This window comes from Bartonella sp. AA86SXKL, assembly GCF_042196885.1.
In genome coordinates this window covers 1-25232 of record NZ_JBHIRE010000015.1, presented here as the reverse complement: position 1 = coordinate 25232, position 25232 = coordinate 1, and the positions used below count along the sequence as shown (strand labels likewise).

At 38.1% G+C, this 25232-nt stretch carries 17 protein-coding genes, 1 pseudogene and 2 riboswitches; of the genes and pseudogenes, 9 read left to right on the top strand and 9 right to left on the bottom strand.

Going from position 1 to position 25232, the window contains the following annotated elements; all coding sequences use genetic code 11:
• Nucleotides 1–409 precede the first annotated feature (409 nt).
• Nucleotides 410–1048 carry an SH3 domain-containing protein gene (locus tag ACFIO5_RS07140; RefSeq protein WP_375636988.1) on the top strand — a complete coding sequence of 213 codons (639 nt, stop codon included), beginning with the start codon at nucleotides 410–412 and terminating at the stop codon, nucleotides 1046–1048.
• A 284-nt stretch (nucleotides 1049–1332) separates the two neighbouring features.
• Here ACFIO5_RS07140 and ACFIO5_RS07135 read toward each other — a convergent pair whose 3' ends face one another.
• The 4 genes from ACFIO5_RS07135 to ACFIO5_RS07120 form a co-directional block, all read right to left on the bottom strand.
• Nucleotides 1333–2364, bottom strand: a complete 1032-nt coding sequence (locus ACFIO5_RS07135; protein ID WP_375618537.1) for an aspartate-semialdehyde dehydrogenase — start codon at nucleotides 2362–2364, stop codon at nucleotides 1333–1335.
• 1263 nt (nucleotides 2365–3627) lie between these two features.
• Nucleotides 3628–4008: a helix-turn-helix domain-containing protein gene (locus ACFIO5_RS07130; RefSeq protein ID WP_375705170.1), complete on the bottom strand. Its 381-nt coding sequence runs from the start codon at nucleotides 4006–4008 to the stop codon at nucleotides 3628–3630.
• Between the two features lie 836 nt (nucleotides 4009–4844).
• Complete coding sequence (locus ACFIO5_RS07125) at nucleotides 4845–5051, bottom strand: Trm112 family protein (protein WP_273791466.1); 207 nt, start codon at nucleotides 5049–5051, stop codon at nucleotides 4845–4847.
• 13 nt (nucleotides 5052–5064) lie between these two features.
• Nucleotides 5065–5727, bottom strand: a complete 663-nt coding sequence (locus tag ACFIO5_RS07120) for an LON peptidase substrate-binding domain-containing protein (RefSeq protein WP_375610818.1) — start codon at nucleotides 5725–5727, stop codon at nucleotides 5065–5067.
• Nucleotides 5728–6173: 446 nt separating this feature from the next.
• Nucleotides 6174–6271: riboswitch (glycine riboswitch) on the top strand.
• A 1-nt stretch (nucleotide 6272) separates the two neighbouring features.
• A riboswitch (glycine riboswitch) is annotated at nucleotides 6273–6364 on the top strand.
• A 43-nt stretch (nucleotides 6365–6407) separates the two neighbouring features.
• Between ACFIO5_RS07120 and gcvT the strand changes: the two genes are divergently transcribed.
• The 3 genes from gcvT to gcvP are packed head-to-tail and all read left to right on the top strand — an operon-like array spanning nucleotide 6408 to nucleotide 10696.
• Nucleotides 6408–7520 (top strand): glycine cleavage system aminomethyltransferase GcvT, encoded by a 1113-nt coding sequence (gene gcvT, locus ACFIO5_RS07115; RefSeq protein WP_375613638.1) that lies wholly within the window; start codon nucleotides 6408–6410, stop codon nucleotides 7518–7520.
• Between the two features lie 6 nt (nucleotides 7521–7526).
• The gene (gene gcvH / locus ACFIO5_RS07110; protein WP_375612294.1) at nucleotides 7527–7895 is read left to right on the top strand and encodes a glycine cleavage system protein GcvH; all 369 of its coding nucleotides are present in this window, start codon (nucleotides 7527–7529) and stop codon (nucleotides 7893–7895) included.
• Between the two features lie 5 nt (nucleotides 7896–7900).
• On the top strand, nucleotides 7901–10696 hold the full coding sequence (gene gcvP / locus ACFIO5_RS07105) for an aminomethyl-transferring glycine dehydrogenase (RefSeq protein WP_375705171.1): 2796 nt from the start codon (nucleotides 7901–7903) through the stop codon (nucleotides 10694–10696).
• Nucleotides 10697–12236: 1540 nt separating this feature from the next.
• Here gcvP and alr read toward each other — a convergent pair.
• Nucleotides 12237–13352 (bottom strand): alanine racemase, encoded by a 1116-nt coding sequence (gene alr, locus ACFIO5_RS07100; RefSeq protein WP_375633817.1) that lies wholly within the window; start codon nucleotides 13350–13352, stop codon nucleotides 12237–12239.
• A gap of 805 nt (nucleotides 13353–14157) precedes the next feature.
• Between alr and ACFIO5_RS07095 the strand changes: the two genes are divergently transcribed.
• Together ACFIO5_RS07095 and ACFIO5_RS07090 are read left to right on the top strand one after the other, a co-directional pair.
• Nucleotides 14158–14985 carry a ferredoxin--NADP reductase gene (locus tag ACFIO5_RS07095; RefSeq protein WP_375633816.1) on the top strand — a complete coding sequence of 276 codons (828 nt, stop codon included), beginning with the start codon at nucleotides 14158–14160 and terminating at the stop codon, nucleotides 14983–14985.
• 18 nt (nucleotides 14986–15003) lie between these two features.
• Nucleotides 15004–15431 (top strand): annotated as a pseudogene (locus ACFIO5_RS07090) (ferredoxin reductase domain-containing protein); the annotation flags it as partial.
• Between the two features lie 2 nt (nucleotides 15432–15433).
• Here the strand turns inward: ACFIO5_RS07090 and eda are convergent.
• The gene (eda, locus tag ACFIO5_RS07085) at nucleotides 15434–16099 is read right to left on the bottom strand and encodes a bifunctional 4-hydroxy-2-oxoglutarate aldolase/2-dehydro-3-deoxy-phosphogluconate aldolase (protein WP_375633815.1); all 666 of its coding nucleotides are present in this window, start codon (nucleotides 16097–16099) and stop codon (nucleotides 15434–15436) included.
• Between the two features lie 115 nt (nucleotides 16100–16214).
• On the opposite strand from eda, the gene trhO reads away from it, so the two are divergent.
• The 3 genes from trhO to ACFIO5_RS07070 all read left to right on the top strand — a co-directional run bounded on the left by trhO (nucleotide 16215) and on the right by ACFIO5_RS07070 (nucleotide 20625).
• Nucleotides 16215–17132 (top strand): oxygen-dependent tRNA uridine(34) hydroxylase TrhO, encoded by a 918-nt coding sequence (gene trhO / locus ACFIO5_RS07080; RefSeq protein ID WP_375633814.1) that lies wholly within the window; start codon nucleotides 16215–16217, stop codon nucleotides 17130–17132.
• Between the two features lie 1699 nt (nucleotides 17133–18831).
• Complete coding sequence (locus ACFIO5_RS07075; RefSeq protein WP_375633813.1) at nucleotides 18832–19965, top strand: type III PLP-dependent enzyme; 1134 nt, start codon at nucleotides 18832–18834, stop codon at nucleotides 19963–19965.
• Between the two features lie 75 nt (nucleotides 19966–20040).
• Nucleotides 20041–20625 carry a GNAT family N-acetyltransferase gene (locus tag ACFIO5_RS07070; protein ID WP_375612299.1) on the top strand — a complete coding sequence of 195 codons (585 nt, stop codon included), beginning with the start codon at nucleotides 20041–20043 and terminating at the stop codon, nucleotides 20623–20625.
• 1071 nt (nucleotides 20626–21696) lie between these two features.
• Here the strand turns inward: ACFIO5_RS07070 and ACFIO5_RS07065 are convergent.
• The 3 genes from ACFIO5_RS07065 to ACFIO5_RS07055 form a co-directional block, all read right to left on the bottom strand.
• Entirely contained in the window at nucleotides 21697–23268 is a 1572-nt protein-coding gene (locus ACFIO5_RS07065; protein ID WP_375634787.1) for a DHA2 family efflux MFS transporter permease subunit, read from the bottom strand.
• Nucleotides 23269–23292: 24 nt separating this feature from the next.
• A complete protein-coding gene (locus ACFIO5_RS07060) occupies nucleotides 23293–24387 on the bottom strand; it encodes an HlyD family secretion protein (RefSeq protein WP_375633811.1) in 1095 nt (364 codons plus the stop codon).
• Nucleotides 24388–24560: 173 nt separating this feature from the next.
• Nucleotides 24561–24953 carry a Fur family transcriptional regulator gene (locus ACFIO5_RS07055; RefSeq protein WP_375612302.1) on the bottom strand — a complete coding sequence of 131 codons (393 nt, stop codon included), beginning with the start codon at nucleotides 24951–24953 and terminating at the stop codon, nucleotides 24561–24563.
• Nucleotides 24954–25232 lie beyond the last annotated feature (279 nt).

Sequence of the window (25232 nt, the reverse complement as noted above, 5' to 3'; positions counted from 1 at the left end):
ATATTCAATCACTTTTATTTTTTTAAGAGTATTATTTTTCCTTCTATTTTAGTTGTTTGGGGGGCTGATCATCATTTGTTCATAGAAATTCTCTGAAATTCAAATAATTAATTCTTTTATTGCAATCATTTGTTGAGGGAACCAATGCCCCTTTAAAAACTTTTGTAAGGGACAATTGGTTGAAGAACCAGACAATCAGATGATGCTTTAGCCGTAAATTCATGAAGAACATACTGCGCAATCAAGATCAAAAGGCCGTGTTCGTGTAGGCGATAAAGAGAGATTTTGTTGCAATGTTGTGGGGTTTTTGGGGGGGAATAAAGGTTGCTGATCATTGGATTTAAATGCGGCAAATTTTTGCAAAGGCGAATTTTTGTCCTTCATATGTTTTAAGAGAGGAAGAAAAATAATGTTAAGAAAGAAATTTTTATCAACAATGATGACTTTATGGGCTTTAGGAGCGTCAGGGGTGGCTGTGACTGCTTTTCACGCGGAAGCTGGAACCATTACAGGAACAGTTGCTCGTGTTGCATCAGGTCAGGTATCTTTACGCACAGGTCCTGCGACAGCTTATAAAGTTATCGCAATGGTTCCAATGGGAGCAAAAGTGCAAATTTATGGCTGCCTATCCAATAAAACTTGGTGTTCTCTTAGTTATCATGGAAAAGTTGGTTGGGCATCTGCACGTTACGTCAATGTTAACGATGTTCCTACCATTGCTTTTAAAAAGATGCCAGCAAAATCAAAATCCATGGTAAAATCGCCAAAAGAAAAAGTAAAACAGGCTGTTTCCGACTTTAAAGCTCTTCCGGCGATTCAAAAAACACGGAAAAATATGCAAAAACTATACAGAACAGATATGATTATCGATTCTACAGGTGTTAAAAAAAGGGATGAACGAACAATTTTAAATCCGTCGCAAAAAGCACAAGGCGTTTCTGTAAAGCACGTGAGTGCTTATAATCCCTCCTTTCCTGATAATGTCAATTACAAAAATTTTGAACGTAATGAAACGCGTTACCGTGTCGTGACCTATCCTGCTCGATAAGGGTAAAGTTAATTTCATAACCGGAATGACAAAAAGGATCAGCAGCATGAAGCAAACAATGCTTATGCTGCTGATCCTATTGTACCGTAAAATGTCATTAAGGCGGCAATGCTTAACTTAAGGTGGCGAGGCATTCAAGGATATTCAGAGTCAAATTTGACAATACCTTGGATTACAGTTCTTTAGGATGGTGATATGAACCTTCAGCTGGGGAAGGTTATACTGAAGAGAAGCCGGACTTTTGACAGGACCGGCTAGGGGCTCTTTGTCCTTCGGACAGGGCGTTAATTTGCGGACTTAGGCTTTATCAAATTACGAGAAATGAGCAATTCAGCAATTTGAACGGCATTCAATGCTGCTCCTTTTCTTAAATTATCGGCGACAACCCAGAAAGCTAAACCATTTTCAACGGTGATATCTTCACGAACACGGCTAATAAAGGTATCATCTTCTCCGGTACCTTCATAAGGTGTGGTATAACCACCATCTTCGTGTTTATCGATAAGCTGACAGCCTGGTGCATCGCGGAAGAGCGCTTGTGCTTCAGATGCGCTTAGTGGTTTTTCAAATTCAACATGGACGGCTTCGGCGTGACCGATAAAGACAGGGACCCGAACAGCAGTGGCTGTTAATTTAATTTTCGGATCGAGAATTTTCTTCGTCTCAACCGTCATTTTCCATTCTTCTTTTGTATAACCATCTTCCATGAAAACATCGATATGAGGAATGACATTAAAGGCAATGCGTTTAGTGAATTTTTTTGATGTAATTGGGTCTGCAACAAAAACTGCGCGTGATTGTTCAAAAAGTTCGTCCATTCCTTCTTTACCAGCTCCAGAAACAGACTGATATGTAGAGACAACAACACGTTTAATGATTGCAGCATCATGGAGAGGTTTTAAAGCTAAGACCAGTTGAATTGTTGAACAATTAGGATTTGCTATAATATTACGCTTAGAAAAGGCATTTATAGCTTCGCCATTGACTTCAGGGACTATCAACGGAACATTGGCATCATAGCGCCACGTGGAGGAATTATCGATGACGACACAGCCGGCAGCAGCAATTTTAGGGGCGTATTCTTTGGAAATGCTCCCTCCCGCAGACATAAGACAAAAATCTGTGTCAGAAAAATCGTAAGTATCCAGTGCTTTTACTTTTAAAGTTTTATCTCCATAAGAAACTTCTTGTCCTAATGAGCGTCGTGATGCTAGAGGGACAATTTCATGCGCAGGAAAACCACGTTCTTCTAAAATTGTAAGCATTTCACGACCAACATTTCCGGTTGCGCCGACAATTGCAACTTTATAACTCATTTTCTATATACTCCTCATGTCTCTCCACGTTTATTCCCCGTGCTATACTCAGGAGAGAGTGAGTTGGTCAAGGAACATCATTAAATTATATTTTTGATTTTCAACAACTCAATTTTGTGCACACCAATCATCATTGTTAGCACAATAAATTGTTTTATTTCAAATAATACGTCTCTTTTAATCTTTCAGAATTGAAAAAATTGAATATTTTACGCTAAGCTATTATCTCTTTAGAAAACACTTTAATTAAGTGAATTTCTTATCTTCTGTCAATTGTTTACCTTCTCACTTTTGAATTTTTTAAGGATGGTATTACGTATCGCGTTGGTGGAATCTTTTAATACTTTATCTGTTAATTGTTGAATTATTTAATTTTCTCCCTATACCTTTAAAAGCGAAGCTTCCTATTACAGTCTGTAAACAGCTAGATTCTAGCGGCTTCCCATTTTTCACTTAAACTAAAGGCTCAACAAGCAGGCCTAAAAATATTTAAAAAGATATTGGGCATCTAAAAAACATTTGAATGTTTCAAGGAGGTATGCGTGCTTCATATCCTCATATCTTAAATGATAGAATTTATGGCACAACAGGATAAACTTAAGTATCCATATATAGATAAATTCCTATGAAAGTTATATATATTTTTTTTCGTGTCTATTTTTTACTTTATATTTCTTATTTTTACTTTAATCTTGTTATGCTATAAAATATCATTATTTGGAGTATGGTAGTATAAGATCTTTGATTTTTCTCGATATATTTAAGTGTTTTTTTAGTGCGTTGGAATATTCTTAGGCTTGTTTGGAGAGCCTTTTGTTTAAGTGACTCATATGAGTGGAAAGTCGTTGAACACTCACATATTTATGTTTAATAAAAGAGCAAGTTAGCACCTCATACATTTTTTAGCACCCAATGTCGTTACAGCTCTTGGTTTGTGAGACGATTCAATAAGAGGTATGCCTTTTTGTACATTTTTACTCACACGCCAACTTTGCTTGTAATGTGCAAACAAGAGATTTTGATTGATTCAATATAGAACAAATTTGAAATGAAAGAATTTTACGATATTCGAAACACTTATTCAATATCAATAACGTTAGATTATCATTATAAATCAATGCACTATTTCTAAGTTAAACTCGTTAGAATTCGGATTATTTACAAATCAGATTAGATTAAGCATTTTCATTCTCATGAAGTGTGGGGAGACAGTCACAATTCTTGTCAAGATTATTAAGGACTTTGATTATCTTTGCAATGAACTTATGAAAATAAGGGGTTATTTTTTTCATCAGAAATCAACTGCAAAATTGCTCTTTGTTTTTTGCGGGTCAGTATTCTGAAATTTTTTAAAAGTAAATATTCTGCTTTGCTTGCTATTCTGTCATCACAATGATAGAGGTTCTCTTCTTTTTTTGCGCCATCAACATAAAAGAAGGAAACGGGAACATCTAATATATGAGCAATTTCCTGTAAACGTCTTGGACTTACGCGATTTAAGCCTTTTTCATACTTTTGGATTTGTTGGAATGTTACGCCTAAATGACTTCCTAATTGTTTTTGAGAAAACCCCATGACGTTTCTTCTGAAGCGAATTTTTTTGCCTAAAGAAATATCGTAAAAATGTAGATTTTTAGTTTGCACTTTGTTTCCCCTCCGGTTGCGAGCGCCCTCGCATTAGTATCCGGGGTCTGGAAGTGCTGACTCAAAACAGCCTCTTGCTTTTAGTGCTGAGAGCACTTGGACATAACAAGAGCCCCCGGAAAATCCGGGATATCCGCAAAAAGCGGTTTTATTTCTAGTTTGAGTTTTTCGGGCTTCCAGACCCTATTGATCGTCGCGTATACGACCAAAAACGCAAGTTTCATTCATAAGGAAATTATTTTCAATCGTCAATTGAAATTCAAATTGCTTATTCCAAGCAAATAAAGCGTATTTTTTAGCCTATAAAGCTTATAGGAATGTCATAAAAACATAAATGTCCAGTTGTACTTATGTTCCCCTCCTGATTTAGTGTAAGTGCTTTTATATTGTACTTTCGCGATAGATCAACAAATTGATTTGTTATGATAAATCATTCTTTTTAACTAAAAATACAAAGCGGAATATCTTAAAACCTCTCATCACAAATCTTTTCATGTTGGATTAATTAAAATCGCTTGCTTGTACATCATAAGCGGGTGGGCCGTGTGGGTAAAAACAAGGGCTGTTTGAATCCTTTTTTCAGTTATTTTTATTCAGATATTTGTGTTGTGCAAGCGAATGTTTTTTATTGCTTCAGAATAAATAGACTGAAACGAAAAAAGCTGTGCTATTTGGGGCTTTGATTGCAAGGGGTAAAGCGATATAAATATCTTTTAAATCAGTGTATTTCTCTATTGTAAAATGCCTTTTCTCAGAATACGTGAATATTGAGAGACCATATGGATATAGAGGTTTGATAACAGTGGGCTTGTAGAAGGAAATTGCATGAGGATTTTTTATTTTTTATGCGTTATTTCTTCATTGTTTTGCAAAGGGCGCGCTTCTGAGGCAAGCATAATGGGAACGCCATCACGAATAGGATAGGCAAGTTTGGCTTTGAGAGAAATGAGCTCTTGTGTTTTTCGGTTGAAAGAGAGCGTGCCTTTCGTCATTGGGCAGACGAGCAATTCGAGCATTTTGGGATCTGTGGTCATTTTTTTCATGTTTGGACATTCATTAGTTTAAGCGGTAATCTGTTCCTGTTTGTTTCATGAGCGAGCGTTCTGTTAATGCAAGAAGAGTTTGGGCACGGCTTTCAATATCTGGAGCTTCAAGGAGAGCTTGTTTTTCTGCTGGTGTAAAGGGGATAAGAGCTGAAAAAGCATTAACCAATATAGGTGTAGGGGCTTCTATGATGCTGCTCCAATTATATTCCATTTCATGTATGGTTAGATATTTTTCTACAACGTCGAGTAAGTTCTCTCGGTTAATGCTTTCTTCAATATCAAATTCTTGCAAGTCTTTTATGTTTGATTGGATGAGAGCTGTTCGATAGGATTTTGTGTTTTTCAATTCTTGTTCTAAAGTGAAGCGGCAAACACCTTGTAAGATAATGAACAGTTGTCCGTTTCCTGTTTCACTGTAGTTTGTAATACGCCCTATACAGCCTGTTTTATAAAGTTGTGTAGAGAAGCGATCTGTATCCGATGAAAGTGGTTGAATAATGCCCAATAGACGATCAGTTACCATAACATTTTCAATCATTTCAAGTGATTCTGGTTCAAAAATATTGAGTGATAAAAAACCACCGGGTAGTAAGAGTGCACCTTCTAAAGGAAAAAGAGCAATTTGCTTTGGAAGATCATTTTCGCAATTGTAAGAGATATTACCAGCTTTCATGAGTATTTTGTCACCTTTGTTCGGTAGTTTTAGTCTGTAAATAGTCGCTATTTATGACACTATTGAGAAAGCAGAAAACCTACTTCTTGTGCATTAAAATCATACTTATAAAATATTTGAAGTCCTTATTCTCAAAAAGAATATGAAACCCTATTTTTAAGGTTGAACTGCGCGCGAAAGAGTATTGCTTTGCGATCTTTTTAGTGTGTGACGTTTTGCATGATTTTCAAGAGGTGTTTTTGTTTATAGCTTTTGATTTTTGTCTTAAATTTCCTAAAATGTGTTGCTTGCAATTTTTGTAAGGTTCAAAAGGACACTATTATAAATCTTTTGAAGGAGCTTATGCAAGTTTTAAAATGAGAACATTTTCATCACTTTACTAATGACAGTGTGATGAAGATAGGCTATAGGTTTAAATATGCTGGAAAGAGCGTTATCGTTTCTTTCATTCTTTTGCGGGAGAGTGCAAATTGCAAATTTTCGCATTGCCGCCGAAGGGGAAATAGCCCATAATCTCTCAGGCTTTAAGGACCGTAAAAGGAAGAAGGCAGATCTGGAAAGTCGGGAGAACCCGCGCCGAAGGTGTAAGCGAAAAATCTTTTCGCGAGTCTCTCAGGTTGATGACAGAGGGGGCAGAGACGACCATATTCTGTGGGCGTTAGCGCAGCTTTGGAGTTATTATGGGCACAGCACAAGAAACATCTTTTTTAAAAACACTTCCTTTATATGATTTGCATGAAAAAGCAGGAGCAAAATTTGGTGCTTTTGCGGGTTGGAACATGCCTTTAACTTATCCTCTTGGCGTTTTAAAAGAGCATCTTCATACGCGTGCACATGCAGGACTTTTTGATATTTCTCATATGAAATTGATTGCGGTTGAAGGGGCACAAGCTGTGGAATTTTTGTCCTATGCTTTTCCCATTGATGCAGCAGCTTTAAAGATTGGGCATTCACGGTATAATTATTTGCTTAATGAGCAGGCTGGTATTCTTGATGATCTTATTATTACCCGTTTGGAAGAGGGTCGTTTTATGTTGGTCGCCAATGCTGGGAATGCACAGGCTGATTTTTTAGAATTGGAAAAGCGTGCGGTTGATTTTGAATGTCAAGTGATTGCCCTTGAAAGGGTATTGCTTGCGCTTCAAGGTCCTGAAGCGGCCGCTGTTCTTGCTGATGCCGATTTACCAGGGAATGAATTGTTCTTTATGCAAGGATTCGAACCACAACAGGATTGGTTTATAACGCGTTCTGGTTATACGGGAGAGGATGGTTTTGAAATTGCTTTGCCTATAGGGCATGCGCATATGTTGGCTGAAAAATTGCTGAGTGATTCTCGTGTTGAGTGGATTGGGCTTGCCGCACGCGATAGCTTGCGGTTGGAAGCGGGGCTGTGTTTGCATGGAAATGATATTACCCCTGATACGACACCTATTGATGCGGCTCTAATATGGGCTGTTCCTAAAAGTGTTCGAGAAAAAGCACAATTTTATGGTGCGAAGGCTTTTCTTGAAGCACTGCAAAAAGGACCGGCTCGTTGTCGTGTTGGATTAAAACCGCAAACGCGCCAACCTATTCGTGCCGGTGCGGTGCTTCTTGATGATCAAGGTAATGAGATTGGCATTGTAACATCAGGTGGTTTTGGTCCTTCTTTTGATGGTCCTGTCGCGATGGGTTACGTTCCTGTTGATTTTAAAGTTGAAGGGACACAAGTCTTTACAGAACTGCGAGGCAAAAAGATTGTATTATCAGTTCATTCTCTTCCCTTTGTTGAACAACGTTATTTTAAAGGATGATTTTTTATGTCTAAAACTTATTTTACACATGACCATGAATGGCTTAGCGTTGAAGGGCAGGTGGTGACTGTTGGGGTTACGCATTATGCGCAAGAGCAATTAGGGGATTTGGTTTTTGTTGATTTACCACAAAGTGGAACAAAACTTTCCAAAGGAGAGGCGGCGGCTGTTGTAGAATCAGTGAAGGCGGCTTCAGATGTTTATGCTCCTCTTGATGGTGAAGTGGTCGAAATAAATGAAGCCTTGGCTGATAATCCTGAACTGGTAAACCAGAAACCCGAAACAGAAGGCTGGTTATGGAAAATGACATTGCAGGATGAGACACAACTGGAGGGGTTGTTAGATAAAGATGCTTATAAGGCTTTGATTGGATGAGTACCATGATCGAGCGTTCTTTTTCTTCTCGACATATTGGGCTGCGTCCTGATGAAACACAAAAAATGCTTGATGTTTTAGAGCTTGATTGTGTTGATACACTCATTTCTCAAGCTGTTCCACACTCTATCCATTTGGGACGTTCACTGAATCTTCCAGAGGCTGCTAGTGAAGGACAAGCCTTGGAAGAACTCTCCAAGATGATGGAGCGTAACCATGTGCACAAAAGTTTTATTGGGCAAGGATATCATGGAACTTATGTGCCTCCGGTTATTTTACGAAATCTGTTTGAAAATCCTGCTTGGTATACTGCTTATACGCCTTATCAAGCAGAAATTAGCCAAGGTCGTTTAGAGCTTTTATTTTATTTTCAGACATTGGTTAGTGAACTAACAGGTTTGCCTGTTTCTGCTGCTTCCCTTCTTGATGAAGCAACTGCTTTAGCTGAAGCCAATGCCCTTGCTGTTCGCTTTTTCCGTGAGAAAAAAACAAAAATTTCTCTTCAGAGTCTTTTACATCCTCAGACTTTGAGTGTTGCGCAAACGCGTGCTGAAACACAAGGGATTCAGATTAGCCAAAATGGCGAAATTGATCCTGATACAGCGGCAATTGTTTTGTCTTGGCCAGATACAAAAGGCTCTTTTCATGATTACAGTGAGATCATAAAAGAGGCAAAGGAAAAGGGAGCTTTAGTTATCGTTGTAGCTGATCCTTTAGCGCTTACTCTTCAGGAGCCACCTGCTCAATGGGGGGCAGATATCGTTGTTGGCACTATGCAGCGTTATGGCGTTCCGATGGGATTTGGTGGTCCACATGCTGGTTACCTTGCCGTGAGTGATGCGTTAACGCGTCTTATTCCAGGGCGTATTGTTGGTCAATCTGTGGATACCAAAGGACGCGTTGGTTTTCGTTTAGCTTTGCAAACACGTGAACAACATATTCGGCGCGATAAAGCGACGTCAAATATTTGTACAGCGCAGGCTTTGTTGGCTAATATGGCAACCGCTTATGCTGTTTGGCATGGGCCAAAAGGCTTACAAGAAATTGCGCAGCGAATTCATCATTTAACATGTCGTTTTGTTGCTGGTTTAGAAGCAGCAGGGATTCATGTTGAAGGGAAAAGCTTTTTTGATTGTGTGAGTATTTCTGTTAAGGGAAAAGCGCGAGAAATTGCGCATCAAGCCAAAATAGGTGGGCGCCTTATTCGTGTTCTCGATGATGACACTATTGCAATCAATTTTGATGAATTATCAACAGAAGAAGATGCTGGTGCTTTAGCGCAGCTTTTGGGGGCACAACTCTTTGATAAGGTTTCTCCACGACTCTTTGGAAAAAAACGGGATGCTGCTTTTCTTTCTCAGCCTTTTTTTCATGCGGTTCATTCAGAGACAGATATGATGCGCTTTTTGCGTCGTTTGGCGGATAAGGATTTGGCGCTGGATCGCGCTATGATCCCTCTTGGTTCTTGTACAATGAAGCTTAATGCCGCGGCTGAATTAATGCCTGTAAGTTGGGCTAGCATGGCCAATATACACCCCTTTGTTTCACAAGAGGATGCAGCGGGTTATTTGGAGATGATAAACCAGTTAAATGCGTGGTTGTGCGAAATTACAGGATTTGCGCAAGTTTCTTTTCAGCCAAATTCTGGTGCTCAAGGTGAATATGCTGGGCTTTTGGCTATCCGACGATATTACCAATCACGGAGAGAACATCAACGTACAGTTTGTCTTATTCCTGCATCTGCGCATGGTACCAATCCAGCCTCGGCCCATATGGCAGGGATGGAAGTCGTTGTGGTAAAATGTTTAAGCGATGGTGATGTTGATGTAGACGATCTCAAGATGAAAGCGCAATTGCATAAAGATAAATTGGCCGCTCTCATGATTACTTATCCTTCAACCCATGGTGTTTATGAAGAAAGTATTAAGGAAATTTGTTCTATTATTCATGAAAATGGCGGACAAGTTTATTTTGATGGTGCTAATCTCAATGCCCTTGTGGGTCTTGCTCGTCCTGCGGATATTGGCGCTGATGTTTGTCATATGAATCTTCATAAAACATTTGCTATTCCTCATGGTGGTGGTGGTCCTGGTATGGGACCAATTGGAGTTGCAGCGCATCTCAAACCATTCTTACCAGGTCATGAACAAGATGGGACAACACATGCGGTTTCGGCTGCTCCTTATGGAAGTGCGTCTATTCTTGCGATTACATGGATGTATATTCGAATGATGGGGGCTGATGGCTTAAAATATGCAACACAAATAGCCATTTTAAATGCCAATTATATTGCTGCACGTCTTTCAGCTGCTTATTCCATTCTTTATCGGGGCAAGCATGGACGTGTTGCGCACGAATGTATTGTGGATACACGCGTGTTGAAAGAGCAGTATGGGGTGAGTGTTGATGATATTGCAAAACGTCTCATTGATTATGGATTCCATGCGCCCACGATGTCGTTTCCTGTTCCGGGAACTTTGATGATTGAGCCAACGGAATCGGAACCAAAAGCAGAGATTGATCGTTTTTGTGATGCTTTACTCTCTATTGCTGAAGAAGCTAAGAAAGTTGGTAGCGGGGTTTGGCCAAAAGACAATAATCCATTGGTGAATGCCCCTCATACAGTGGCAGATACTTTAGATGATGCTTGGGCACGACCCTATTCGCGACAAGAAGCTGCTTTTCCCAACAGTTTTCTTGATCCAGCCAATAAATATTGGCCTCCTGTATCGCGTATTGATAATGTTGCGGGAGACAGAATGCTCATTTGTTCGTGCCCGCCATTGGGAAATACCTATTAAATAACAAATATGTATTTAATTTGTTTATTTGCATAAACAAAAAAGCCCACACATTTTGTGTGGGTTTTATGCTTGTTGATCATGTTACTATGGAATTATTTGTCTATTTTCTAGAATTTTGCATTGTTTTTTTATAACATGAGCAAAATCAAAAAAGTCGACAAAAAGCTGTGTTTTGTCGGCAATAGGCATGCTCTCCTTTGCCTTCTACCGTATGGCATGGTTTTAGTGACTAGGCGGCATCGGTCTCGCCAGCTAGTTCACGTAAACGAGAGCGAAACCTACGGGGGATAGGGTCACGTCTGTTGCATGTGTTGTGATATACTCCTTCTCACTAGGGTGACGACGACCGGTTGTAGAAGAATAAAATCAATTTTAGTGTTTTTGATGATAAAGACACGCGAAACTCTGTTGTTGCATCTTTTCGAGTCAAGAATTGTCTAAATATTTCTCTTTAATCTGCTTTTTGTAAATATGACGCAAAAATATGTAAAAACACCTGTTAGAATGAGCAAACGCAAAGCCAAATGTATTATGGGTGTTTTTTACAAGGTGTCTTATAAAAAGCCGGCACATCTTTCCACTTCATTGCAAGTCAGTTTGTAACTTTACAGCGCTGTTTTTCTAAGAGCTCGTGTGCTTTAGCTGTTGCCTGTAAATCAACATCCAAACTTAACGCAGCCACATGTTTTGAGTCAGAGATTGAGAAAAAAAGAGCTTTATGAGTAGTTCCAGCTTTTGTCTGTCAGATGAGGGCGAGGGGATTGCGTATTTCTGTTGACGTAACCTTTGAAACTGGAAGACAATCTCATTTTGGGAAAATGTAAAGCCGTAAAGGTAAAACTCAATCCTCAGTTTGTCATCTCCTTTTAATTCAGCTTTGCGGCTTTCAAAAGCATTTAAAGCAATGTTTTTTTAATAATGGGGATTGCACATTGCTCCACACTTTTATTTATTGTGTTTTTTAATGGGGGCACGACCCTCATGTAAAACAGAACGCTCCAAAAAGAATATACTTGGGTTGTTAATTCACATGTTTGTTTTAAAGAGATATTTCGCTCCTAATCCCATTTCGCGACGGCGCTTGTGAATGGTGTAAGGGTAAATCTATTGATCCCCCAATCTTTACGCTTCATAACGGAGTAAGCCGGCACTATCCATACACTTTGCCAGCGCCTAATGTTATAGCTCTTGGCACTATGGTTCATAAGAGGCATTATTCTTTTCTTAAATCATTTTTATCTACACATAGTCCAGCTTGTGGTATGCAAGCGAATGATTTTAATTGGGAAATTAATTTTAAAAACTTTGTAGTAGATTCTTTTTTGTCAATTTATGGGGAAAGGCTAAGTTTTTGTATTTTAGATGAAAGCTACTTCCATAAAACAGTCCATTAACTTGTCTGTTTTGAGATTTCTGTGAATGTACGGTATCTATGACCATTCTATGTGGTTGATTGTTGTAAAATCTTTTGTAAAAGCCCCTCAATTTTCTAAAATGATGATTTTTATCAATTTATTTCTTTATGGCTAAAGAGTTTTTATGTGTAAATGTATTTATAGCGGGAGCCAAGAGATGTTAGAATTTCATTGGGGAGGGTATCGGCATCTATAGATACTTTTTCAAGTGTTTGATGGCGACCAATGAGCTCTACCCAGTCACCAGTTTGAGGTTTTTGTTCAAGATCGGTCGTATCTACAATAATGGAATCCATAGAAACCCGCCCAACCATGGGAAGTTTGTGCCCGTTGAAATAAACAGTTCCTTTATTCGAAAGAGCACGGAGCCAGCCGTCTGCGTAGCCTATAGAAATGGTTGCAAGAGTGCTTGGTCTGTTGGTTATAAAGCTTTCTGCATAACCAACAGGTGCTCCTATATCAACAACGCGGCTTTGAATGACTTGGGCTTCAAGTTTTAAAACAGGTTTCAGAGGTGATGGGTGTTTTCCCCGCGGATCAACTCCGTAAAGTGCAATGCCTGGACGAACAAGATCAAAATAAAAATCTGATCCTAGAAAGATACCTCCAGAATTGGCAAAGGAAACTTTGCAAGCAGGCAATTGCGCAAGGATAGTTTTGAAAGAAGTCAATTGGGCATAATTTGATGGGTGGGTATCATCTTCTCCGTTAGAAAGATGACTAAGAATATATTTTATTTCTGCTTTTTCGAAAATTGTAGGGTGTTTGATGAGTTTTTGTAACTCTTTTTGATCCAGTCCTAATCGGTTCATATGGGTATCGATTTGAACAATTGCTGGAAATTTTTTATCTTTTTTTTGACAAATTTTTTGCCAATTTTCAATGGCATTCCAAGAGTTTAGAACAGGAACAATACCAGATTGTGCGACAAACTCTTCTGCTAAGTGTGGAAGTCCATTCAGAAGGGCAATCGTGACATTTGATGGTAAAATGCTTTTTAATTGGAGTGCTTCTCTGATTTGTGCGACAAAAAAAGTGCGACAACCAGCTTGATAAAGGGCAGGAGCAATTTTGTGAGCTCCTAATCCATAGGCATTTGCTTTTACAACTGCTGAACATTGTGTTGGAGCTACACGTTTGGCTAAAGTGATATAATTGGCAACAATGGCACTGACATCGATGGTTGCTACAGCTGTATAGAGTGATGTATTTATTTCATCATTAACGGATTTGTTCATTTTAAAAGCTTATCTGTGTTCGTGAAATACGGAGTTTTTTTGGTTGTTTCATTGAGGTTCTTTACGATATAGGGGAAAGACACTATTTGCTATGGTCAAAATCATAAGAAGCCTATGCTGCCATTAAAGTCATTTTTTATGTAAAATGGTACTCTGGATATAAGAGATAGTTTAGTTTTATTTGTGTTGTTATCAACATGGTATCTTCTAATGATTTGTAAAACATAGACTTTTTTACTTATTTGCCCTCGTTTAGGCATATAAAAAAATAAACATAATTTATTGTATTGTATCATTTTGAAGAGTGCAATGTTAGACTATTATTGCTGGTGTGATTGTTTTGATTAAATATTGCATTGGCTTCTTATTTAGAGAAGGTAAAATGATTAAATTAACCACGTTAAATCAATGCATTACAAGTTTTCTACCATGAGAGGGAAGATCACTCATCTGTGCAATTTTGGATGTTGTCTCATGCACTTAAAATTATTTTTATTGAATAGAAAACAGTGTAAACACTTTTTGATACATTAAAACTGTTGATTTAGAAAACTCGTTGATTTGGATATTATTTGTTTTCAAGATGGATTGGGTATCCAGTATTTACTTTCTAGTCTTTGATTGGTTTTAAGTGAAATCAATTTTATCGCTTATAGAGTGCACTAGACTCATTTATTTAATTTTGACATAAAAGTGTTAACCTTGAGGTTTTTGTGTTGAGAAAATTGTTGGCAGATGGTTGTGCAAGTACTATATCACGTCAAAGATTCGAAATTTAACGTTCAATAAAGATATGGGGAAGAGTATGAATACGTCTGCTACCAATGTTCCGTCAAGCATCAGCAGCGTTGCAAATTTTCCGATTCCTGAGAATGTGTTCGCCCTTACTGTCCAAGAGGTTTGTCATTATACAGATCGGTTATTTAAATTCCGTCTGAATCGTCCGGAAAGTTTTCGTTTTCGTTCGGGTGAGTTTGTTATGATCGGTTTGCCAAATGCAGAAAAGCCGATTTATCGCGCTTATTCGATTGCAAGTCCCTTTTGGGATGAACAGCTTGAGTTTTTTTCGATAAAAGTTCCAGGGGGACCTTTAACCGAGCATCTCCAAAAAATTAAAATTGGTGATACAGTTCTCATGCGTAAAAAATCTACAGGAACGCTGGTGCTTGATGCTCTTATTCCTGGAAAACGTCTTTATCTTCTTTCAACTGGGACGGGGATTGCTCCTTTTGCAAGCCTTATTCGTGATCCTGAAGCTTATGAAAAATTTGCAGAAGTTGTCCTTATTCAAACAACGCGCGAAAAAAATGAGTTAATTTATGCAAAAGATCTTGTTTCCTCTTTGCAACAAGATCCACTCATTGGAGAGTATGCACAACAGTTGAGATTTTATCCTATGACTACTCGTGAAGCTTCTGAGCATATGGGCCGTATTACGACTGTTATGGAAAGTGGGGACTTTTTTGAAACAACAGGACTTCCTAAGATTCATCCTGATGAGGATCGGGTGATGATTTGTGGTTCCATGGCTATGTTAAAAGATTGCGCAAGGATGTGTGAAAGCTTTGGTCTTGTTGAAGGGGCCAATAATGCTCCTGCTACTTATGTTGTAGAGCGCGCTTTTGTGGAGTAATGAGTGGGAAAGTTGATGCTTTATCTTCTTTCAAACCGGTACGGGTTTTTTTCTTTTGCAAGCTTTATTCGTGAGCCTGACATTTATGAAAAATTTTCAGAAGTTGTTCTTATTTAAATAACGCGCGAAAAGAATGAGTCGATTTGTGCAAAAGATCTTGTTTCCTTTTTGCAATAAGATCCACTCATTGTGGGGCATATGCACAACAGTTGAAATTTTATCCTATGACCACTCGTGAGCTTTCTGAGCATATGGGGCGTATTACGACTGTTATGGAGAGTGGGTGCTTTTTTGAAACAAGCGGCTTTGAAACAATAGCACTTCCCCAAATTCATCTCGATGAAGATTGGGTGATGATTTGTGTTTCCATGGCAATGTTAAAAGATTGCGCAAGAATGTGTGAAAGCTTTGGTCTTGTTGAAGGGACTGATATTCTTGCACTTTAACATTATATTGTAGAAAGAGCTTTTTTCGAGGGAGAGGGAAGTTGTGATGCGGTATATGCTAATGCAGTAATCGAATCCCAATCACTTATGGCAATAAGTTTTTGGGGCGCTATCCAAGAACCTCCAACGCAGAAGACATTGGGCAGTTGGAGCCATTGTGGTGCACTTTTTTGTGTAATACCGCCTGTTGGGCAAAACCAGATATCAGAGAAGGGAGATGCTAAAGCTTCGATGAAGGAAATACCTCCAGCAGCTTCAGCAGGGAAAAATTTAAGATATGAATAGCCTTTGTTTAATGCTTGCATGAGTTCACTTGGGGTCATTGCAGCGGGAAGAAGGGGAATTTCACTATTTTTTGCACAATTGATTAGTTCATTGGATAATCCGGGGCTTACAATAAACTTGGCTCCAGCTTGTTCGGCTTTTTCGTAATGTGTTGTGTTGAGAATTGTGCCGGCTCCAACAATTGCTTCAGGGACTTCTTGTGTGATTTTCTGAATTGCTTTGAGGGCATTTGGTGTTCGCAAGGTGATCTCAATTGTTTTTAATCCACCTTTGACAAGAGCGCGTGTTAAGGGTACAGCACTTTGTAGATTGTCAATGAGTAAAATAGGTATGACAGTTTGTCCTTGGAGATATAATAAAAGCTTTTTTCTTTTTTGGCACATGATATTTTTTCTTCTTGGAGATGATATTATTTGTATCGTTTGATTAAGCACAATATGTTAAAGAGTACATGAATAAATCTTGAAATTGAATGAAACGCGCGTTATGGCAAAACACATGGAAAAGAATTTTAAAGTTGCTGCACTTTATTGCTTTGCAGATTTGAAGCATTATCATCAATTACAAAAACCTTTGCAGGATTTATGTCAAGCAAAGGATATCAAAGGCACTCTGCTTTTAGCACAAGAGGGCATTAATGGAACAGTTGCTGGTTCTTGTGATGCGATTGAGGCATTGGTGGATTTTATTACGGCTGAGCCAGCGTTTCAAACGCCGGAGATTAAATATTCATGGGCATCAAAAATGCCTTTTCATCGCATGAAAGTGCGGTTGAAAAAAGAGATTGTGACAATGGGGGTTAAAGGGGTTGATCCGCTAAAAGTTGTTGGTACTTATGTCGATCCTGAAGATTGGAATGCTCTTATTCAAGATGAAGAGACAATTTTAATCGATACACGGAATGACTATGAATATGCGATAGGGAGTTTTCAAGGAGCGATTGATCCGCAGATTAAAACATTTCGCGAATTTCCTGAATGGGTGCGTAAACATGAGGCTGAGTTAAAGAAAAAAAAGAAAATTGCTATGTTTTGTACAGGCGGCATTCGGTGTGAAAAATCAACAGCTTATGTTCGTGATCTTGGTTATGAGCAAGTCTACCATCTAAAAGGAGGTATTCTGAAATATTTAGAAAAAATTCCAAAAGAGAAGAGTTTATGGTGGGGTGAGTGTTTTGTTTTTGATGAGCGTGTTTCTGTTCAACATGGTCTTGAAGAATGTGGACGCGAATTATGTCGTGCGTGTCGTTCTCCTCTTAATGCTGAAAGCAAATTATCGCCTCATTATGAGGAAGGTGTTTCCTGTGATGCTTGTTATAACACGCGTAGTGAAGCCGATAGAGAGCGCTTTCGTGAGCGCCATAGGCAATTTCAATTGTTGAAGTTGCGTGCAATTGATTCTCATCAAGGGACATAAGGATATCGCAGTGTAGAGTTTTAAGTTGTAGCGTTTTTCTCTTAAATTTAAGAGAGAAGAGTTTTTTAATATTGGTAGAAAAATATTTTATAAGACCGGATATTATTCGGTCTTTTTGTTTATGTTAAATTATTTGACTTATAAATAATCATTATAGATTGTTCGCTCTCCTTGACTTTATAGGATTGAGTTTTCAGATACTTTTCATTTTAAAATAGAAAAGCCGTTCACCAACAGCGCAGAGGAGGGAGATTTATAGTTTAAGAGAAAAGCGTATGAATAAGATGTGATTAATAAGAGGAGATGAAAAAGCAGATGCTAGGTGGAAAAAATAAAATGATAATAGGAGTTTATGATTTCAGAATTTAATATAATACATTAATTTATAATGATAATTTATTTTCATTTGAATAAAATAGTTCAATATTGTGAACTTTATTGCTTTCAGATTAGATGAGAACGAATCGCGTAAAATTCATTCACTTGTACGTTGCAAATGGGAGCAACGTGTGGACAAAAATCATTTTAGATAAGGTGTTATGAAACATTTCAATGTAGGAGTTTCTGCAATATTGGGAGTTGGCAGATAGAATGGGAGCGTTTGTTTTTAATTTCATAAGTATAAAGAGGGTGAGATGTAGTTGATCTATATCATACAAGCTATATTATACGGGGAATTCTTCATGATATTTTGCTTAAGCTATGCTGTGAAATGAATGTGGAAGTAGGGATGTTTTTTAGGATGTAAATGAGAAAGATGATGGCGTTTTGTTGGGGGAAGGACACGTTATCTTTAAAGACGATGGTGCTTCAGTCGTTACTATCCTCAGTCTTCAATGTTGGTCATCTTTGCATTTGAGAGGATATATAAGAGGTACTCCTTTTTTCAATTGTTTTTTATTTGTGATGCGCAAAAGAATGATTTTAATTGATTCATTGTAAGAGGGTTGAAATAAGAGGATTTTATAATGGGATTTTTGTTTAAGGGCACAATAATAAATTGTCATTATAAATTAAGTTTTGAATAATTTATTTTGCGTTATTTTCTGCTGCGGATATTAGGAGATAGAATAGGGTAAAGAAACGAGGGGCTTTAAACACAAGACAGTGATTTATGTTGCACGGATAATGTAAGGGGTGTGATCTCATGAAAGCGGATGGATGGCTTTGTCTGGGGGAGAGTGTTGTTTTTTTGCACCATTTTATCTTTAAGAATTAAAAAATGTTTAAAATTAAAAAAATGATTGAAATGAGAAAGGATTCGTTTTATAGGATGCCTTGCCCAAAGTCGCACGTGCCTGTGGGTGTCCGCTGGTTCTCAAATGGTGAGATTAACCGGTACGGTACCTGGAACTAACCGCTCCAGTCATTCTTACAGCCAATTGCAAGAATGAGGACATCTTGAAGCAACGACGGTGCGGGCCTTTCTGGTGTCTTCCAGCTTTTAAATGCTGGGATAACTATAGAGGCACACCTCATTGCCTTCAGTGCGGAAGTGGTTTTCTCAACTCCAATCAAAAAGGCAGATAAAATAGAATAACGCGGCTTCGCGCTGTTCTTTCGCTGCATGCAATGCTAATTTCTGATTTTTTGTAATCAGAATGGGGATGGTTGTTGTGTGTTTTTTGTCCTTTAGCTTTTGGCAGCTTTGGCTGTCCAAGCATAGAGTGGGGGAGCTTTCCCTCAAGGAGAATTGCAGATGGCAACGCAACGTATTCGCGATTTTCTTGCAACACATCGTTCTGAAGGTCCATGCTTAATTGTTGACCTTGATGTTGTTCGTGACAACTATTTAAATTTTGAAAAAGCTCTGCCGCAGTCTCGTATTTTTTACGCAATAAAGGCAAATCCAGCTCCTGAAATCTTGCGTTTGCTGAGTTCTTTAGGATCTTCTTTTGATGCGGCTTCTGTTGCAGAAATTGAAATGGCTTTAAAAGCAGGAGCAACGTCAGAGCGTATTTCTTTTGGGAATACGATTAAAAAAGAGCGTGATATTGCACGAGCATATGCATTGGGAGTTTCACTTTATGCCGTTGATTGTGTTGAAGAAGTGGAAAAAATTGCGCGTGTTGCTCCAGGAACACGTGTTTTTTGCCGTGTTCTTACCGATGGCAAAGGTGCAGAGTGGCCATTGTCACGCAAATTCGGTTGTGTTCCAGCTATGGCGGTTGATGTTCTAAGACGGGCACACCAATTGGGTTTGCAAGCCTACGGTGTTTCTTTTCATGTTGGATCTCAGCAGGTTGATCTGAGTGCGTGGGATCGTGCTTTATCGGATGCTTCTACAGTTTTTAAGCGCTTGGAACAAGAAGGTATTTCACTAAGGTTGGTGAATATGGGGGGCGGTTTTCCAACGCGTTATTTGAAAGATGTCCCTACAGAACAAGCTTATGGTACAGCAGTTTTTGATTCATTGAAAAAGCATTTTGGTAATCGTATCCCTGAGACGATTATTGAGCCAGGACGTGCGATGGTTGGCAATGCTGGTGTTATTCGTACAGAAGTTGTTCTAATATCTAAAAAAGCTGATAATGATAATGTACGATGGGTTTATCTTGATATTGGAAAATTTAATGGTCTTGCTGAGACTATGGATGAAGCCATTCGTTATCCTATTGAGACACCTCATGATGATAAGGTAATGGAGCCTTGTATTTTGGCTGGACCAACATGCGATTCGGCAGATGTTCTCTATGAAAAAACACCTTATCCGCTTCCTCTATCCCTAACGATAGGAGATGAAATATTGATTCATGGAACGGGTGCTTACACAACAACTTACGCATCGGTTGCTTTTAATGGTTTTGAGCCTTTACGATCATATGTGATCTGAGGTTTCCTTTTAACTATAGTTTTTTTAGACTTTTTGCTATGCTCGTCATGGCGCTATAAGAGGGCGGTCATTGAGATGAACATGATGAACTTTCAAACAAAAGATGGGGCATGTTTTACACTTTTATTGGAGCAAGAAACCGATAAGCCTTATCGAGAAATTTTGCTTGATTCAACGATGGGGTATGGACGTAAACGTAAATCATCAGAGGCTTTACGTCGTGGTCGGTTAGCTGCTCAAGGACTTTCTTTTGTGGTTAAAAATGCGCTTGGAGAGCTTGTGGGAAGTGTCCGTCTTTGGCATGTTTCTTTTTCTAAAAGAAAAAATAAAACACAACATGCTTTACTTTTGGGCCCCTTGGCTGTTGCATCTGAATGTGCTGGTATGGGAATAGGATCAATTTTAGTCCGCCATGCAATTGAAACAGCAAAAAAATTGGGATATGGCGCCATTTTGCTGGTAGGGGATTTTGAATTTTATCAACGTTTTGGCTTTTCAAATAGTTTAACAGAAAATTTGGCAATGCCTGGTCCTTACGAAAAGCATCGCTTTCAAGCGTTGGAACTGATACCACATTATCTTTCTGGGTGTTATGGCACTTTGGTTCCTAGTGGAGAACGAGAAGTTTCAAATCGTTTTCAGCATCATAAAGTGGCTTGAAGATCGTGTTTATTTTGTTTTTCAACAGCTGGCATTGAGGAGAGCATACTGTTTTGGCTAGAGCCAAAGTATTTAGCGGTACAAAGTTTTTGGGGAGTTGTATTGCGATTTTATTATATGGCTGGTTTCTTATTTTTGATAATTTCAGTTAAGTGAGTAGGAATATATTTTAAGCTCATTTTTTGAAATAGCGTCCTATTTTATAATATTAAAGGAACCGGATTTTTGAGTGGTTTTGTATTCTTTAAAAGCCAGTATCATCATACATTTTCCAGTTTTCAATATCGTTGGTAGATCTTGCATCGAAACGGTTGGATATTTTATTTTTTTCTTAAACAGTTTTTGTTTCTTTGCTTTTTATGTGCAAGGGAATGGTTTTGATTGATTCAATAGAGAGATATTTTGAGAAATTTTATACAATTTTAGCGCTTGTTGAAAGAGAAGGGGCTTAAGAAAGAAAAATATGCAGCAGTAGAATCAAAATTATAGGTATCAGCTTTTTTAAAAGAGTGTAAAAAATAAAATTACATGTTCAAAAGCAGCTTTTTTGAAAAAAATATATAATTACTTTTTTACTATAAAGGTAAATCGTTTTGCAATTAGCATGAGAGGATCAAATACAAAATGATTTTTTCATGTAAAATTTTGCATTCAGAATCAAAAAAACGTTGTCCTACACATTATAAGGGAAATAGGTGCGTGAATAAAAATCACAAGAATCATAAATCTTTTATGAATATTCTTGTAAGACTCAAAAGAGTAAAGGGCCAAGAATCTTTTAATCTTTTGTGCCCTATGGTGATAAATCAAAAATCTTATAGAAATAGCTGCTTTATCTTTATAGTGTGGAGCACGTTAGGTAAGATCTTTGTTTACCGATCATCTAAAACAATTTTTGTATGTGAGAAGTTATTTTAAAAGTGCGTAAAGAGCCTGCATTGAAAAGAATTTTTATCAGAAGAATCATTTAGAATCACATATTTATTTATACTGTCTCTTGAGAAAAGGTAAAGTGCATAGGAAGCGAGGAAAGTGATAAGGATAAAAAATATTTCTCAATTTTAATTAAGCTTAGTGATTTGGTGGTGAATCCATGAGAGGTGGTATTTTTTTGAGAAACATGGTCATAAATGTCAAAACACCAAAGATGATGGTTATGATAAAGAAAATATCACTAAAAGCCATAATCATTGCTTGTATGCGTACCATATTAAACAATTGAGAAAGAGCCAGGGTATAGGAATCAAAGGTTTCTGTTTTGAATAATAAAGTAAGCTTTGAAAGCATTTCAGTTGCTTGTCTGTTTGCGTGGTTAAGTGTTTCGGCTATTCGTTCATAATGGAAATCCGTGCGTTTTGTCATGATAGTGCTGATAATGGCAAGCCCTACAGCACCACCTAGATTCCGTGTGAGATTAAAGAGTCCAGAAGCATTTTGCATTCGTTCTGGTGGGAGTGTTCCCAAGGCAATATTATTAATAGGAACCATACATAACATTACAGAAGCACCACGGAAAACTTGCGGCCAAAAAAGCTGCCAAAAATCCCACTTATCTGTGATAGTGCTTGCCATCCAAGTGCCTATTGCAAAACCAAAAAGTCCTATTGCCATCATTAAACGTGCATCCATTCGTGCTGAAAGGAATCCTGCAAGGGGAGCCGTTAATAACATGACGAATCCTGAAAGAAACAATGTTTCTCCAATCATAAGGGCATCATAATGGCGGATTTGGCTCAAATAGACAGGATAAAGGTACGTGAGTCCATAAAGACCTATCCCCAGTGAAAAGGAAAAAATGGATGCAGCTGAAAAATTGAAATTAGAAAAAGTAGAGAGATCTACAATGGGTTCTTTTGCTGTAAAAGCACGCCAGAAAAACAAGGCGGCAGCAAGAATCATGATAATGAATAAATTCCGAACCAGCCTATCATTCAGCCAATCATGACGTGCGCCTTCTTCTAGTACATACTCTAAAGTTCCTAGAAAAACAGCCATAGAAATGAGCCCCAACCAGTCAAATTTAGCCATGAGAGATGGATTTGCTTTATCAAAATCAATCAATTTCCAAGCGAGAATTGAAATAATAATCCCAAAAGGCACATTAATGAGAAAAAGCCAGTGCCATGATAAGATATGACAAAGATAACCTCCGACCGTTGGACCAATAGTGGGGGCTAATGTTGCGACTAGTCCAACAATAGGGGTAACAATTGGGCGTTTGGAAGGAGGGAAAAGAACATAAGAGGCGACAAAAACGCTTGGGATAATTCCTCCACCAATAAAACCTTGCAATGCACGGTAGATAATCATCTCTCCAATAGATGTTGCTGTTGCACAAAGAACAGAAGTAATCGTAAACCCGATCGCTGATATGGTGAAGAAAATACGTGTTGAAAGCAATCTTCCTAAGAATCCAGAAAGGGGCAACATGATGACTTCAGCGATGAGATAGGAGGTTTGAACCCATGAAATTTCTTCAGAGCTTGCAGAAAGACCAGCTTGAACTTCGGCTAAAGAGGAGGCAACGATTTGTATATCCAAAATCGCCATGAACATGCCAAAGGCCATAACTATGAAAATCACAATGTTACGGATTTCTATGCGCTCTTGAGACTGTATGGGCTTTGGTATTGAAGATGTCATAATAATGAGGTCATTTGCTTGTTATTATAAGAGACTTTTATCTTGTGGTTTTGTACGTGTATCAACTTCTACTGAAACACTCATTCCTGCTCGGATATGTCCGGTCTTTAAGACTTCTTCTGGAATAGAAATACGTACGGGAATGCGTTGGACAATCTTTGTAAAGTTACCGGTAGCGTTTTGTGGAGGAAGAAGAGAAAAAACAGCACCTGTTGCAGGTGAAATAGAAAGCACTGTTCCTGTAAAGACCTGCTTTTTGAAGGCATCAACAGAAATATAAGCCTTTTGTCCTGCATGAATATTTTGCAACTGTGTTTCTTTATAGTTTGCTTCAATATAAAGTGCATGGATGGGGACTAACGCTGCAAGACGTTGGCCATTTACAACAAAATCTCCCGTTTTTGCTGTTAAATTTCCTATGATTCCATCAAATGGCGCGCGTATAATGGTTGAATCAAGATCACGTTGTGCTTTTTCACGCGAAAGTTCTAAACTCTTTGTTTGGCTTTCTGTTTCACTTCGTTGTGCTTCTAGTACTCGGATATTTGCACGTGCTGCAGCGATTTGTGCATCTGCTCTGTTAATATTTGCAATGGCTTGTTCATAAGCTGATTTGGCATCATCGACATCAGATTGAGGAGCATAACGATTGGCTTTCAGTTCTGTTACACGTTTTAAGGTGAGTTGTGCATTGGTTGCTATGGCTGAAGCGGCTGCTTTTTGCGCTTTTGCATCATCTAAAGCACTATGAGCGGCTGTGATTTGTGCATCAATGCGTAGAAGTGTTTTTTTCTGTGTGTCAAGATGCGCTTTTGTTTGATCCAAGGCTATTTGATAATCACCATTGTCTAAGTAAAATAAAACATCGTCCTTTTTTACAACTTGGTTGGCTTTAATGGCAATTTTTGCAATATATCCATTTAATTTAGTCGCAATAGCGGCTATATCTCCTTGTACATAGGCATCTTCAGTGGATAGCATATAACGCCATTGCGTTATCCATTTGTAGCTAAACCAAAGCACAAAGAGTGCAAAGACAATAAGAAGAGCCTTGATTACTTTCTTTTTTTGCGTTTTATTGAAATTTTTGGTTGAAAAAATTGTCTCAGCTACGGACATGATTTTATACTTTCAATATTTATGTTCCAATGAGTATAATAAACCCATCACTAAGATCGGGTGATATACATGCACGGACGATAAGAGCTTTTCAAACAATAAGGCGATCCCTGGTACATAATGCTAAATATATAAACTTGCAAGTTAGAGATCTTGTTTTCAAGTTAGCGGTCTTATTTTATTGCGCATTTTTTACAAAGACCTCGTACTTCTAAGGTGCTTTTATGTGCTTGGAAGTCAACAGCTTGAACCATCTGTTTTAAACTCGATACAATCGTTTGATTTTGTATTTCGTTGACTGTGCCACAGTTTTCGCAAATTATAAACGTTGTAAGTTCATGTTGACAGTTTTCAGGGTGTAAACAGACCATAAAGGCATTTACACTTTCAAGACGATGAATACACTTTAATTGTACGAGTTTTTCTAACGCACGATAAACTTGGAGAGGTGCACGAAAACCTTCTTCGCGTAAGTGATTGAGAATCGCATAAGCACTTAAAGGCCCTTTTGCATTTTTTAAAGTGTTTAAAACCAATGTTTGGTTACGCGTCAGTTTAGATGACATTGACATCTTCCTTTTGCTCTCGTGGAAAAGCATAAAGTGTGTAAAATATTTATGCAATGGTGATTATAGAATATGTACTCTATCTTTAGCCTTTTACATGACATCCTTGCGATATGTAAGAAAAGTTGCAATCGTTGTGAGGGGAGGGGTATTATAATCTGAAAGCCGCTGCTATCGGGCATGAAACTTTTATACGCTTCTTATTTTTCCTATAATTGCTTGTTGCCAATAATGTCTTGAAATAGGATTTTTTGTTCAATATTTTATTGGTATTGTTTT

What these genes read in the sequence shown, in the direction of transcription:
- ACFIO5_RS07140 (WP_375636988.1), top strand. Translation starts at nt 410, where the DNA reads ATGTTAAGAAAGAAATTTTTATCAACAATGATGACTTTATGGGCTTTA.
- ACFIO5_RS07135 (WP_375618537.1), bottom strand. Translation starts at nt 2,364, where the DNA reads ATGAGTTATAAAGTTGCAATTGTCGGCGCAACCGGAAATGTTGGTCGT.
- ACFIO5_RS07125 (WP_273791466.1), bottom strand. Translation starts at nt 5,051, where the DNA reads ATGAAAAAAATGACCACAGATCCCAAAATGCTCGAATTGCTCGTCTGC.
- ACFIO5_RS07120 (WP_375610818.1), bottom strand. Translation starts at nt 5,727, where the DNA reads ATGAAAGCTGGTAATATCTCTTACAATTGCGAAAATGATCTTCCAAAG.
- gcvT (WP_375613638.1), top strand. Translation starts at nt 6,408, where the DNA reads ATGGGCACAGCACAAGAAACATCTTTTTTAAAAACACTTCCTTTATAT.
- gcvH (WP_375612294.1), top strand. Translation starts at nt 7,527, where the DNA reads ATGTCTAAAACTTATTTTACACATGACCATGAATGGCTTAGCGTTGAA.
- gcvP (WP_375705171.1), top strand. Translation starts at nt 7,901, where the DNA reads ATGATCGAGCGTTCTTTTTCTTCTCGACATATTGGGCTGCGTCCTGAT.
- alr (WP_375633817.1), bottom strand. Translation starts at nt 13,352, where the DNA reads ATGAACAAATCCGTTAATGATGAAATAAATACATCACTCTATACAGCT.
- ACFIO5_RS07095 (WP_375633816.1), top strand. Translation starts at nt 14,158, where the DNA reads ATGAATACGTCTGCTACCAATGTTCCGTCAAGCATCAGCAGCGTTGCA.
- eda (WP_375633815.1), bottom strand. Translation starts at nt 16,099, where the DNA reads ATGTGCCAAAAAAGAAAAAAGCTTTTATTATATCTCCAAGGACAAACT.
- trhO (WP_375633814.1), top strand. Translation starts at nt 16,215, where the DNA reads ATGGAAAAGAATTTTAAAGTTGCTGCACTTTATTGCTTTGCAGATTTG.
- ACFIO5_RS07075 (WP_375633813.1), top strand. Translation starts at nt 18,832, where the DNA reads ATGGCAACGCAACGTATTCGCGATTTTCTTGCAACACATCGTTCTGAA.
- ACFIO5_RS07070 (WP_375612299.1), top strand. Translation starts at nt 20,041, where the DNA reads ATGAACATGATGAACTTTCAAACAAAAGATGGGGCATGTTTTACACTT.
- ACFIO5_RS07065 (WP_375634787.1), bottom strand. Translation starts at nt 23,268, where the DNA reads ATGACATCTTCAATACCAAAGCCCATACAGTCTCAAGAGCGCATAGAA.
- ACFIO5_RS07060 (WP_375633811.1), bottom strand. Translation starts at nt 24,387, where the DNA reads ATGTCCGTAGCTGAGACAATTTTTTCAACCAAAAATTTCAATAAAACG.
- ACFIO5_RS07055 (WP_375612302.1), bottom strand. Translation starts at nt 24,953, where the DNA reads ATGTCATCTAAACTGACGCGTAACCAAACATTGGTTTTAAACACTTTA.